This is a genomic window from Cellulomonas sp. (assembly GCF_017744555.1).
Taxonomy (GTDB): Bacteria; Actinomycetota; Actinomycetes; order Actinomycetales; family Cellulomonadaceae; genus Cellulomonas.
In genome coordinates, this window is record NZ_JAGIBD010000004.1 from 108,358 (window position 1) to 120,661 (window position 12,304).

Below are 12,304 nucleotides of genomic sequence, written 5' to 3' on the forward strand. Positions count from 1 at the left end.
GTCGCGATCGCCCTCGCTCGTCGCCGTTGCTCGTCGCTCATCCCCCTTGCTGGCGACCCGGCGCGCAGGGCGCCGCGCCGCCTAGCGGCGCTCGCGGTACAGGTACCGCTCCGCGGGCTGGAACCCCAGTCCGGCGTACAGCGCCGCGGCCCCGGTGTTGTCCGCCTCGACCTGCAGGAACGCTCGACGCGCCCCACGCCGGGCGGCCTCGTCCAGCGCACGCAGCGTGAGCGCACGACCCAGCCCGCGCCGCCGGGCGTGCGGCGCGACCACGAGGCAGGACAGGGCGACCCAGTCCTCGGCGAACGCCGCACGGATCACGCCGACCGGCCCGTCGGCATCCGTCGCGAGCAGGTAGACCGCGGGTGCACCACCGAGCACCGTGCGCGCGAGCGCCAGGCTCGTGCCGTCGTCCTGCGCCGCGCTCCCGCTGGCGTGCAGGCGGGACTTCGCTCCCGACCACAGCGCGAGCCAGGCGTCGCCGGGCCGGTCCGCCAGCGACACCCGCACCGGGCCCGCGTCGGTGTGCGTCGCAGCCGCCCGGTGCCCGGCTCGCCCGCCGTCGTCGACCGGGCGGACCAGCACGTCCGTGCGGGCGACCACCGCGTACCCCCGACGGTCGAGGAGCTCGGTGAGCCCCGGTGTGGCCGCGCGGCACATGCGGACGACGGTCGGCTGGCTGACCTCGGCATACAGCGCCTCGACCCGGTCGAGAGCCGCGTCGAGATCCGCCGGCACGCCGAGCGGCAGCAGGCTGTTGGCCCGGCGGGTGAGCCCGCCCGACAGGCCGACCCGCCACCCGTCCACGTCGACGATGCGCGCCGGTGGCCAGGTCGCCTGCTCGACGAGCGCACCCGGCGCGTCGGGAGGTGTCCACGTGTGCACCCGCAGGTGCACGACGGTGTGGTCCCAGTCGCGCTCCGGCACCGCGACGAACCCGAGCCGCGCGTACAGGCGCCGAGCCGACTCCATGGAGTCGAGCGTCGAGAGGACCACGCGCCGGGCGCCGCCCGCGACGGCCTCGCGCAGCGCCGCACCCACCAGGAGCTCGGCGATCCCCTGCCGCCTGGCCTCGGGCGCGACCGCGAGCATGCGGATCTCGAGCTCGCCCGGTTCGGCGACCTCCGCGTACGACGTGCCGTAAGGCGCGAGGGTCACGGTGCCGACCACGACGAGGTCGTCCTCCGGCTCACCGCCCGGGAGCAGCGCGACCAGCACCGTCGCCTCGCGTGACCGCTGCTCGGCGTCCCGCAGCTCGTCGGCGTACGCGTCCGTCGCGTCGACCAGCCGGTCCGCCAGGTACGCCTCCGCCGTCAACGCACCGGCGTCGGCGACCTCGCGACCGCGGGCGACGCGGACGACCGCAGCCGGCACCTCAGGCGTCCTCGACGGTGACGGCGCCACCGTCGGCGCTCGCCGCTCCGGCACCGTCCCCGGGCGAGCTGTCTCCCACCCCGGCGGGCCCGTGCGCGAGCAACAGCTCGAAGCCCGCCTCGTCCAGGATGCGCAGCCCGAGCTCGCGAGCCTTGGTCTCCTTGGAGCCGGCGTTCTCGCCGACGACCACGTAGTCCGTCTTCTTCGACACGCTGCCCGCCGACTTCCCGCCGCGCGCGAGGATGGCCTCCTTGGCGCCGTCCCGGCTGAACCGCTCGAGCCCGCCGGTCACCACGACGGTCAGACCTTCGAGCGTGCGCGGCACCGACTCGTCGCGCTCCTCCTGCATGCGCACTCCTGCGGCAGCCCACTTCTCGACGATCCGCGCGTGCCACTTGTCGTCCTCGCCCGGCTGGTCGAACCACGCACGCACCGCCCCCGCGATGGTCGGCCCGACGCCCTCGGCGGCGGCGATCTCCTCCTCCGTGGCGGCCGCGATCGCGGGCACGGACCCGAAGTGCTGGGCGAGCGCCCGCGCCGCGGTCGGCCCGACGTGCCGGATCGACAGCGCCACGACCACACGCCACAGCGCGACCTGCTTGACCTTCTCGAGGTTGCTGAGCAGCGCGGTGCCCGTCGCGTTGAGGTCGCCGGCCTCGCGCACCACGCCGCCGACCTTCGAGCTCGTCGAGAGCGTGAACAGCGGGACCTTGCGCAGCGCGTCGGCGTCGAGCGCGAACAGGTCGCCCTCGTCGGCCACGACGCCGGCCGCAAGCAGCGCCGAAGCCGCCTCCCAGCCGAGCGCCTCGATGTCGAACGCCCCGCGCGACGCGACGTGGAACAGCCGCTCGCGCAGCTGCGACGGGCACGACCGCTGGTTGGGGCAACGGATGTCGACGTCGCCCTCCTTCGCGGGGGCGAGCGGCGTGCCGCACGACGGGCACTCCGTCGGCATGACGAACGCCCGCTCGGTGCCGTCGCGCAGGTCGACGACCGGTCCGACGATCTCCGGGATCACGTCGCCGGCCTTGCGCAGCACCACGGTGTCGCCGATGAGCACACCCTTGCGGGCCACCTCGCTCGCGTTGTGCAGCGTCGCCATCTCGACCGTCGACCCCGACACGAACACGGGCTCCATGACGCCGTACGGCGTCACGCGACCCGTGCGGCCGACGTTGACGCGGATGTCGAGGAGCGTGGTGTTGACCTCCTCGGGTGGGTACTTGTACGCGATCGCCCACCGCGGAGCGCGGCTGGTCGCCCCGAGCCGGCGCTGCAGCGCGATCTCGTCGACCTTGACGACGATGCCGTCGATCTCGTGCTCGACGTCGTGCCGGTGCTCGCCGTAGTACGCGATCATCTCGCGCACGCCGTCGAGCCCTTCCACGATGCGCGTGTGCCCCGAGACCGGCACGCCCCACGACGCGAGCAGGTCGTACACCTGGGACTGCCGCTCGATCCCGGTCCCGCGCCCGGCACCCCACACCAGCGCGCCGATGCCGTGCGCGTACATCCGCAGGTCGCGCGACGCCGTCACACGGGGGTCCTTCTGCCGCAGCGACCCGGCAGCCGCGTTCCGGGGGTTCGCGAACGGGCTCTTGCCCGCCTCGACCTGCGAGGCGTTGAGCTCCGCGAACGCCGCGACGGGCAGGAACACCTCGCCCCGGATCTCGATCCGTTCGGGGTGCGTGGCCGGGTCACCGGCCAGCACGTCGGGGATCGTCGAGATCGTGCGGACGTTGAGCGTGACGTCCTCGCCCGTCCGCCCGTCGCCGCGCGTCGCGGCCCGCACCAGGCGGCCCTTCTCGTACAGCAGCGCGATCGCGAGCCCGTCGATCTTCAGCTCGCACAGATAGTGCAGCACGGCGTCCGTCTCGAGGTCACGGTGCGCGCGGGCCGCCCACGTCGCGACGTCCTCGTCGGAGAACGCGTTGTCGAGCGACAGCATCCGCTCGACGTGCTCGACCGACGCGAACTCCGTGGAGAACGTGCCGCCCACCCGCTGCGTCGGCGAGTCGGGCGTCCGCAGGCCGGGGTGCGCGTCCTCGAGCGCCTGCAGCTCGCGCAGCCGCGCGTCGTACTCCGCGTCCGACGACGTCGGGGCGTCGCGGATGTAGTAGGCGAACTGGTCGGCCTGGATGAGGTCCGCCAGCTCGGTCCAGCGGTGCCGCGCGTCGGCGGGGATCTCCTGGTCGGCGGAGGCGCTCACCGGCGCGGGGACGTCGTCGCTCACCCGCACATCATCGCGCGGACCACCCACACCCGTGGCACGGCGGCCCGGCACGCGGTTCGCTGGGACATGCCCGCACGCCGGACCGACCTGGTCGTCGAGCCGCTCACGCCCGACCGCTGGCCCGCGTTCGAGGAGCTCATGGACGCGGGTGGCCCGGCCGGTCGCTGCTGGTGCATGGCGTACCGCGTCGGCCCGGGGTACCGCCGCCGCCCGGCCGACCAGAACCGCGAGGACATGCACGGCGTCGTCCGGCGCGGCCCGCCACCGGGGCTGCTCGCGTTCGACGCGGAGGGCGTCGCCGTCGGCTGGTGCCAGGTCACGCCGCGCGCCGACGTGCCCGCGATCGGCCGCCAGTGGCGGCTGCGCCCGGTCGACGACATGCCGGTCTGGGCGATCACGTGCTTCTACGTCCGCAAGGGCCGCCGCCGCGCGGGCGTCATGGGGGCGCTCGTCGACGCGGCCGTCGACCTCGCGCGGCGAGCCGGCGCCCCGGCTGTCGAGGCGTACCCGCTCGACGCCACGCGGTCCCCCAGCGCGACGAGCACCGGCTACGCGGCGACGTTCGCGGCGGCCGGCTTCGTCGAGGTCGCCCGCCGCTCCCCCGAACGGCCGGTCATGCGGCTCGCGTTGACGACCCCGAGGTGACCGTAGAGTCCGTCCGGTGATCGACCGTCCCGCCGCACCCCCGCGAGCGTCCCGGACCGGTCTGTACCAGGTCTGCGCCGCCGGCGTCCTGTGGGGCACCGGCGGCGTCGTCGTGACCCTGCTGCACGACCGGGCTGCGCTCGGCGCGATGACCGTGAGCGCGTGGCGCATGGCGGTCGCCGCGGTGGCGCTGGTCGCCTTCGCCGCGGTCACCGGACGGCTGCGACCGGCCGTCGCCCTGATGCGGACCCACCCGCTCCTCACGATCGTGATCGGCACGGGCACGGCCGCCTACCAGGGCCTCTACTTCGTCTCGGTGCTCCTGGTCGGAGTCGGCGTCGCGACCGTCGTCTCGCTGGGGCTCGCGCCGATCCTGGCCGCGACCTGGGAGCACGTCGCCCGGCGCACCCGGCCGTCGTGGACCGAGGCCGCCATCCTGGGCGCCGCGCTCGCCGGTCTGCTGCTCATCAGCGCGACGGCGGGACACGGGTCGCCGACCCCCGGCGGCAACCCGACGGTCGGGCTCGCGCTGGCCGTCGCCGCGGGAGCGACGTACGCGGCGACGACCGTGCTGGGCCACACCCTCGCGCAGCGTGCCGACCCGATCGCGCTCACGACCTGCACCACCACGGTCGGGGCGGTCGTGCTCGCGCCGTTCGCCGTCGTGGCGGCCGCGACGGGACAACCTCTCGTCCCGGGCGACGCGTGGTCGCTGGTGCTGCTCGTCTACCTGGGCGTCGGGACGATGGCGCTGTCCTACGGCCTGCTCTACGCCGGGCTGCGGACGACGTCGGGCGCGGCAGCGACGATCGCCACGCTGATGGAGCCGCTGTCGGCGGCGCTGCTCGCCGCCCTGGTCCTCGGGGAGCGGCTCACCTGGCCGACCATGCTCGGCGGAGTCCTGATCCTCGCCGCCGTCGTCGCGCTCCGCCCGGACGAGGAGCACCCCGCACCGGCGTGAGCGTCAGGACTCCCGGCGACGCACGCGCGGCACGACCACGAGTGCGAGCGAGGTGACGACCCCCGCGACCGCGAGCGCCCCGCCCACGGTCACCAGCGGCCCGGACACGCTCGCGACCACGACCTCCTCGCGCGTCCCGTCGACGTCCCACTCGCACACCGACCTCGGCGGGAAGGCCTGGTACCGCACGTACGCGTCGTCGGTCTGGGCCGCGTACGCCTCGAGGCAGGGCTCGCCACCGGTGCGCGACGCGTTGAGCGTCGTCACGCCGATCGAGACGAACGCGATGACCAGCGCGACGATGCCGACGATCGCGGCCGCCGACGCGACGAGCAGGGCGACCGCACCGCCCGTGCTCCGCCGGTAGCGCTGCGCCGCGGGCTTCGACAGCCCTGCCACGGGGTCGTCGGTCACGTCACTCCTCCGCTCGTTCGGCGACGATCGTCGCCGCCTTGGCCACGCCGGCGAGCCCGGCGCGTGCGTCGTCGGGTGTGCCGCCCTGGTCTCCGGCGAGCAGGACGACGTCGCGCAGCCCGGCCGCCGGCAGCCCGACGGAGCGCCACGGTCGCAGCAGGACGTCCGCCTGCCCGACGACGTCGGGGCCCGCGCACTGGGACGACGCCTGCGGCGGCAGCTGGGCCCACAGCGCGAACCCGTCCTCGACGGCCTCCGCGACGCGCTCCCACGCGCGCTCGTCGAACCCGGCGACCGCGAGCGCGAGGCCGTCGACGCCGGCGTGCCGGATCGCGGGCAGCGACGCCCAGGACGCGCCGCCGTGCACGACGACGGCCGAGGCTCCGCCCTGCCGGGCGCCCGCGGCGACCGTGCCGATCCGTTCGGCGGCGACCGGTCCGGGCACGGCGCGCAGCGCGGCGTACCCGGAGAACGTGGGCAGCACGCCCGCCACGACGGGCGCGAGCAGCGGCTCGTGCAGCAGCACGGTGGGCTCCGCACCGGGGACGGCGACACGCAGCGCCGCGAGGTGCTCGGCGAGCCCGGCGGCGAGCGACTCGGTGACGTCCCGCACCGCGCCGGCGTCGGCGAGCACGCGGTCGCCGCGGGCCAGGTACACGGACGCCGCCAGCGAGAGGGGCCCGAGCACGGGGACGACGAGCGGCCCGGTGTACCCGTGCGCGCCGACCGCGACCGCGTCGAGGTCCTCCCGCACGAACGCCCGCGCGCGGGCGAGGTCGCCGCCCGGCCGGTCGGCGAGCTTCCAGCCGTGCGGCCCGAGCTCGGTCGGCAGCCCGGTGAGCACGGCGGCCGCGTGCCCGGTGCGCTCGCCCCACGGGCCGCGGTCGGGCAGCAGCACCGTGAACGGCAGGCCATCGACGCCGGTCGGGGCGTCGACCAGGTCGCCGACCACCACGGACGCGGCGTCGAGCGCGTCGGTGCCGGGCCAGCCTCCGGTGCCGCTGACCCCCGTCACGACGTCTGTCCGGCGGCGACGGCCGGCACTGCCCGACGCGTCCCGGTGACCGTCGCCTGGCCGAGCACCCGGGTACCCGCGTACAGCACGAGCGACTGCCCAGGGGCGACGCCGCGCAGCCCGGGCTCGACGGCGACCGACAGCGTGCCGTCGTCGAGCACGGTGGCGGCGCCGGCGACGGGCGCACCGTGCGCGCGCACCTGCACCTCGCACGCGAACGGGTCCGCGGCGGCGGGCGCGAACCACACGGCCCGGTCCGCCTCGACGACGGCCACCGCGAGCTCGTCGGCCGGCCCGACCACGACCCGGTTGCGCACCGGCTCGACCGCGAGCACGTACCGCGGCTTCCCGTCGGGCGCCGGACGTCCGAGCGAGAGCCCGCGCCGCTGCCCGACGGTGTACGCGTAGGCGCCGTCGTGCGTCCCGACGACCTCGCCCGACGTGTCGACGATCTCGCCGGGCCGCTCGCCGAGCCGCGAGCGCAGGAACCCCTGGGTGTCGCCGTCGGCGACGAAGCAGATGTCGTACGAGTCGGGCTTCGCGGAGACCGACAGCCCGCGGGCAGCAGCCTCGGCGCGCGTCTGCTCCTTCGACGGCACGTCGCCGAGCGGGAACATCGAGCGGGCCAGCCGCTCGGGACCCATCACGGCGAGCACGTACGACTGGTCCTTCGCCGGGTCGGCCGACCGGTGCAGCGCCCGCCACCCGTCGGCAGCGACCTCGATGCGCGCGTAGTGGCCGGTGCACACCGCGTCGAACCCGAGCGCGACGGCCTTGTCGAGCAGCGCGCTGAACTTGATGTGCTCGTTGCACCGCACGCACGGATTCGGCGTCCTGCCGGCCTCGTACTCGGCGAGGAAGTCGGCGACGACCGTCTCCTCGAAGCGCTCGGACAGGTCCCACACGTAGTACGGGATGCCCAGCACGTCGGCGGCCCGCCGTGCGTCCCCGGCGTCCTCGATCGAGCAGCACCCGCGCGAGCCCGTGCGGAACTGGTCGCGCGTGCGGGACAGCGCCATGTGCACGCCGACGACGTCGTGCCCGGCGTCGACCGCACGGGCCGCCGCGACGGCGGAGTCCACGCCTCCGGAGAGTGCCGCGAGCACGCGCATCAGACCGGCACCGCCGTGCTTCGGCCCGCGAGCCCGGCCGCGCGGGCCCGCTCGACGACTCCGGGCAGCACGGACAGGAGCGTCGCGACGTCGTCCGCGGTGCTCGTGGGCCCCAGGCTGAACCGGAGCGCGCCGCGCGCGTCGTCCTCGTCGATCCCCATCGCGAGCAGCACGTGGCTCGGTCGCGGCACCCCGGCCTGGCAGGCCGACCCGGTGGAGGCCTCGACGCCCGCGGAGTCGAGCAGGTACAGCAGCGAGTCGCCCTCGCAGCCCGTGAACGTGAAGTGCGCGTTCGCGGGCAGCCGGCGGGCGGGGTCCGCGGGTCCGCGCAGCACGGCCCCCGGCACGGACGACAGGACGCCCGCGACGAGCTCGTCGCGCAGGGCGCCGACGTGGGCGGCGTGGTCGGCCCGTCCCGCGACCGCGAGGTCGGTCGCGACACCGAACGAGGCGATGAGCGGCGCGTCGAGCGTGCCCGACCGCACGCCGCGCTCCTGCCCGCCGCCGTGCAGCACGGGCGTGAGCTCGAGACCCCGGCGAGCCAGCAGCGCGCCGACGCCACCGGGCCCGCCGAGCTTGTGCGCGCTCACCGTGAGCGCGTCGAGCCCGGACGCCGCGAAGTCGACCGGCACCTGCCCGACGGCCTGCACCGCGTCCGCGTGGACCGGCACGCCGTACCGCCGGGCCAGGGCGACCACCTCGTCGAGCGGCTGCAGCGCACCGACCTCGTTGTTCGCCCACATGACCGAGATCAGCGCGGCTTGGTCGCCGTGCTCCTCGAGCTCGCGGCGCAACGCGTCGACCACGAGCACACCCTCGGCGTCGACCGGGAGCAGCACGAGCTCGGCGCCCGCGTGCTCCGCCATCCAGAACGCCGGGTCCAGCACCGCGTGATGCTCGGCGGCGGACACGAGGATGCGGCGCCGCGACGGGTCCTGCGCGCGTCGCGACCAGAACAGGCCCTTGACCGCGAGGTTGTCCGCCTCGGTGCCGCCCGCCGTCCAGACGACCTCGCTGGGTCGGGCGCCGAGCGCCGCCGCGGTGCGCTCGCGCGCCTCCTCGACGACGCGCCGGGCCGCACGGCCGGACGCGTGCAGCGACGACGGGTTGCCGGTCCGGAACAGCTGCTCGGCCAGCACGCGCGCCGCCTCGGGGACCATCGGCGTGGTCGCCGCATGATCCAGGTAGACGCTCACCCGCAGCAGTCTACGAAGGCCGGGGCCCTCGACTGGCCACGACCTGGAATCACCCACCCGGGGTCCGGGCCGCACCTGGCAGGATGTGCGCGTGACTGCCGACGACGTCATCGCCCTGCCGCCCGCCTTCAGCGGCCAGCGGCTCGACTGGCGCGACCTCCCCCGGCACGTCCGCACCCGCATCGCCGAGCTGGCAGGTGCGCAGGTCACGGCCGAGATCAGCGCGACGAGCGGGTTCAGCCCGGGCTTCGCCGCGGTGCTCGAGCTGCACGACGGCCGGGGGGTCTTCGTCAAGGCCGTGTCGGCCGAGCAGAACCCCGTCTCGCCCCACCTGGCCCGCAACGAGATCCGCGTCGCCGCCGCGCTCCCGCCCGAGGTCCCCGCGCCGCGGCTGCTCTGGTCGAGCGACGACGGCGACTGGGTGCTGCTCGGCTTCGAGGTCGTGCACGGCCGCTCGCCCGAGCTGCCGTGGCGGCCTGACGACCTCACGCTCGTCGCCGACGCCGTGGGAGCGCTTGCGGACGTCGAGCCGCTGCCCGGGCACGGGCTGCCCCGCACCGACGACCAGCTCGCCGAGGACTTCACCGGGTGGCGACGCCTGCTCGACGTCGACGACGCGACGCGCGAGACGGTCGTCGCCCGCGCCGGCGACGTGGGCCGCTGGGCCGACGAGCACCACGAGCAGCTCGTCCGCTGGGAGCAGGAGGCGCTCCGCGTGTGCGCGGGCGACTCGCTCGTGCACGGCGACCTGCGCGCCGACAACGTGATGATCGACGAGGACCACCGCCGCGTCTGGCTCATCGACTGGCCGCACGCGAGCGTCGGTGCACCGTGGCTGGACCTCGCGTTCATGCTGCCGAGCGTCGCCCTCCAGGGCGGCGGCGACCCCGCGACCGTGTTCCGGTCGCACGCCGTGTCCGAGGGGGTCTCGGACGACGACCTGCGCGCGGGGCTCGCGGGCCTGTCCGGCTACTTCGTCGCGAGCTCCTTACAGCCACCGCCGCCGGGCATCCCGAACCTGCGCCGCTTCCAGGCGGCCCAGGGCGTCGCGGCGCTGCGCTGGCTGCGCGACCTGTCCTGACGCGGCCGACCGGTCAGCTCTCGGCGTGGGCGGGGGTGTCGTCCGGACGGCCGACGGCCGTGCGTGCCGGGTGTCGCTCCGCCTCTCGCGCCCACCAGAGCGCGATCGACGCACGCAGCACCAGGATCGCCATGGCAGCGCACGCCCACCAGTTGTGCGCCCAGGCCGACCCTGCTCCGAGCACGAGGCCGGCGATCAGAGCCGCCCGGCCCGAGAGCAGTCCGACCTTGCCGTCGCGTACGCCCCAGAATCTGCTGGCCCTGTCAGTCACTGTCGTCCGTCCCGCCGGATCGTGGGCCGCGGTCCCGCCCCGCGGTGAGGTGCTGACCATCATGGCCCAGCCCGGACCACGCCGGGCGCGAACCCTGGACGACAGCGGGACGCGCTCACGGCCGTGATGAGGGGCCGACGCGTCAGCCCTTGAGGCGTCGCAGCTCCGCCGCGGCCTGCGGCAGCACCGTGAACAGGTCCCCGACCACGCCGAAGTCCGCGATCTCGAAGATCGGGGCGTCGGGGTCGGAGTTCACGGCGACGATCGTGCCGGACGCCTGCATGCCGCCCCGGTGGTGCACCGCACCCGAGACACCCGCGCCGACGTACAGGCGCGGCGAGATCGTCACGCCCGTCTGGCCGATCTGGGCGTCGTGGCCGATCCAGCCCTCGTCCGTCGCGACACGCGTGGCACCGACGGCGGCCCCGAGCGCGTCGGCAAGGTCCTCGACGGGCGAGAAGTCGCCCTCGGTCCCCCGGCCGCCCGCGACGACGACGTGTGCGCTGCCCAGGTCGGGCCGCCCGCTCGCGGGCCGCTCGACCCGCTCGACGAGCGTGACGCGCCGGGCAACGGCGCTCACGGTCACCGCGAGGTCGACGACCTCGGTCGCGACGGGCGCCGCGGCCGGGCTCGCCTGCACGGCGTTGGCCTTGACGGTGACGACCGCGACCGGCGCGGTCACGGCGCACCGGGTGTTCCACGTGCCCGCGAACACGGTCTTCGACGCGACGTAGCGGCCGTCCACGACCTCGAGCCCGTCGGCGTCCGTGACGACGCCCGCGCCGGTGGCGAGCGCGACCCGCGCGGCGGCCTCCTTGTTCTCGAACGACGAGACGGTCAGCAGCAGGCCGGCACCCGCGGCTGCGAGCGCCTGCTCGAGCGCCTCGGCCAGCACGGCGGACAGGTGCGTGTCGGCGTCGGCGACGAGGCGGTGCACGCGCGTGACGCCCAGCGCGCCGAGGTCGGCGAGCACGTCGGCGCCGAGCTCGGCGTCGGCCGCCCACACGCCCAGCACGCCGGCGTTCCCGGCGAGCTCACGGGCGAGGGTGACGACCTCGCGGACGGGGCCGCGCAGGGCGCCGTCCGGCGTGTGGTCCAGCAGCACGAGCACGGGGGCGGTGGTGGTCACGGTTCTCGGTTCCTTCGTCGTGGCGCGGGACGGGGCTCAGACGAGCTTCTGCTCGACGAGGTACGCGGCGAGCCTCAGCCCCGCGTCCCCCTCGTCGGTGAGCAGCACCCGGTTCTCGCGCGGCGGGCGGGCGGCGGCGTCGACGACCTCGGTCCGGGCACCCGCGGCACCCACGGTCGACGCGTCGACCCCGAGGTCGGCGAGCGTGAGCGTCGTGACCTGCTTCTTGCGGGCGGCCATGATGCCCTTGAAGTTCGGGTAGCGCGGCTCGTTGGCCTGGTCCGTCACCGACACGAGCGCGGGCAGGGACGCCTCGAGCACCTCGGTCGCGTGGTCGAGGTTGCGGCGTACACGCACCGTGCCGCCGTCGACCGTCAGCTCGGCCGCGAGGGGCAGCGCGGGGAGGTCGAGCAGCTGCGCCAGCGCGGTCGGGAGCAGCGACGTGAGCCCGTCGAGGCCTGCCATGCCGGTGACCACGAGGTCGACGTCTCCCACGTGCTGCACGGCGGCGGCGAGCACCCGGGCCGTGCCGATGACGTCGGAGCCGGCGATCGCGTCGTCGACCACGTGCACGGCCTCGTCCGCGCCCATCTGCAGGCCCTTGCGGACCGCGTCGACCGCGTCGTCGGGCCCGACGGTGAGCACGACGACCTCGGCGTCGTCGCGCGCCTCGGCGATCGACAGCGCGGCCTCGAGCGCGTTCTCGTCCAGCTCGTTGAGCGTCCCGTCACCGCCGTCGCGCACCACGCGACGGTCGGGGCCGAGGGCCCGCTCCGACTGGATGTCCGGGACGTGCTTCACACAGACGACGATCCTCACGCGGGGCACGTTACCGTCCTGCGCGCGCCGACCGGACCGCCGTGTCGTCTGCCG

At 75.5% G+C, this 12,304-nt stretch carries 12 protein-coding genes; 3 read left to right on the forward strand and 9 right to left on the reverse strand.

Annotated features, from left to right (window positions below):
* Positions 1 to 81: 81 nt before the first annotated feature.
* Positions 82 to 1,374 carry a GNAT family N-acetyltransferase gene (locus tag J7523_RS04725; RefSeq protein WP_291882879.1) on the reverse strand — a complete coding sequence of 431 codons (1,293 nt, stop codon included), beginning with the start codon at positions 1,372 to 1,374 and terminating at the stop codon, positions 82 to 84.
* Between the two features lies 1 nt (position 1,375).
* Positions 1,376 to 3,607 (reverse strand): NAD-dependent DNA ligase LigA, encoded by a 2,232-nt coding sequence (gene ligA, locus J7523_RS04730; RefSeq protein WP_291882881.1) that lies wholly within the window; start codon positions 3,605 to 3,607, stop codon positions 1,376 to 1,378.
* A gap of 66 nt (positions 3,608 to 3,673) precedes the next feature.
* Here ligA and J7523_RS04735 point away from each other — a divergent pair, with 66 nt between their 5' ends.
* Together J7523_RS04735 and J7523_RS04740 are read left to right on the forward strand one after the other, a co-directional pair.
* Positions 3,674 to 4,252, forward strand: a complete 579-nt coding sequence (locus J7523_RS04735; RefSeq protein ID WP_291882884.1) for a GNAT family N-acetyltransferase — start codon at positions 3,674 to 3,676, stop codon at positions 4,250 to 4,252.
* 16 nt (positions 4,253 to 4,268) lie between these two features.
* The gene (locus J7523_RS04740; protein WP_291882887.1) at positions 4,269 to 5,213 is read left to right on the forward strand and encodes a DMT family transporter; all 945 of its coding nucleotides are present in this window, start codon (positions 4,269 to 4,271) and stop codon (positions 5,211 to 5,213) included.
* A gap of 3 nt (positions 5,214 to 5,216) precedes the next feature.
* On the opposite strand, the gene J7523_RS04745 is transcribed toward J7523_RS04740, so the two are convergent.
* The 4 genes from J7523_RS04745 to J7523_RS04760 are packed head-to-tail and all read right to left on the reverse strand — an operon-like array spanning position 5,217 to position 8,950.
* The gene (locus J7523_RS04745; protein WP_291882890.1) at positions 5,217 to 5,627 is read right to left on the reverse strand and encodes a hypothetical protein; all 411 of its coding nucleotides are present in this window, start codon (positions 5,625 to 5,627) and stop codon (positions 5,217 to 5,219) included.
* Between the two features lies 1 nt (position 5,628).
* Positions 5,629 to 6,642: a hypothetical protein gene (locus J7523_RS04750; RefSeq protein WP_291882893.1), complete on the reverse strand. Its 1,014-nt coding sequence runs from the start codon at positions 6,640 to 6,642 to the stop codon at positions 5,629 to 5,631.
* On the reverse strand, positions 6,639 to 7,754 hold the full coding sequence (gene mnmA / locus J7523_RS04755; protein ID WP_291882896.1) for a tRNA 2-thiouridine(34) synthase MnmA: 1,116 nt from the start codon (positions 7,752 to 7,754) through the stop codon (positions 6,639 to 6,641). Before mnmA ends, J7523_RS04750 begins: the two co-directional genes overlap by 4 nt.
* Positions 7,754 to 8,950: a cysteine desulfurase family protein gene (locus J7523_RS04760; protein WP_291882898.1), complete on the reverse strand. Its 1,197-nt coding sequence runs from the start codon at positions 8,948 to 8,950 to the stop codon at positions 7,754 to 7,756. The genes mnmA and J7523_RS04760 overlap by 1 nt, the downstream gene beginning before the upstream one ends.
* A 91-nt stretch (positions 8,951 to 9,041) precedes the next feature.
* Here J7523_RS04760 and J7523_RS04765 point away from each other — a divergent pair, with 91 nt between their 5' ends.
* Positions 9,042 to 10,031, forward strand: coding sequence for a phosphotransferase (locus J7523_RS04765; RefSeq protein ID WP_291882901.1), 990 nt, complete (start codon positions 9,042 to 9,044; stop codon positions 10,029 to 10,031).
* 13 nt (positions 10,032 to 10,044) lie between these two features.
* Here J7523_RS04765 and J7523_RS04770 read toward each other — a convergent pair whose 3' ends face one another.
* From J7523_RS04770 to J7523_RS04780, 3 genes are all read right to left on the reverse strand, one after another.
* Entirely contained in the window at positions 10,045 to 10,302 is a 258-nt protein-coding gene (locus J7523_RS04770; RefSeq protein ID WP_291882904.1) for a hypothetical protein, read from the reverse strand.
* 142 nt (positions 10,303 to 10,444) lie between these two features.
* On the reverse strand, positions 10,445 to 11,431 hold the full coding sequence (locus J7523_RS04775; protein ID WP_291882907.1) for an electron transfer flavoprotein subunit alpha/FixB family protein: 987 nt from the start codon (positions 11,429 to 11,431) through the stop codon (positions 10,445 to 10,447).
* A 36-nt stretch (positions 11,432 to 11,467) separates the two neighbouring features.
* Positions 11,468 to 12,250 (reverse strand): electron transfer flavoprotein subunit beta/FixA family protein, encoded by a 783-nt coding sequence (locus tag J7523_RS04780; protein ID WP_291882909.1) that lies wholly within the window; start codon positions 12,248 to 12,250, stop codon positions 11,468 to 11,470.
* Positions 12,251 to 12,304 lie beyond the last annotated feature (54 nt).

Excerpts from the sequence above, each read along its gene's own strand:
- J7523_RS04735 (WP_291882884.1), top strand. The coding sequence starts at position 3,674 with ATGCCCGCACGCCGGACCGACCTGGTCGTCGAGCCGCTCACGCCCGAC.
- mnmA (WP_291882896.1), bottom strand. The coding sequence starts at position 7,754 with ATGCGCGTGCTCGCGGCACTCTCCGGAGGCGTGGACTCCGCCGTCGCG.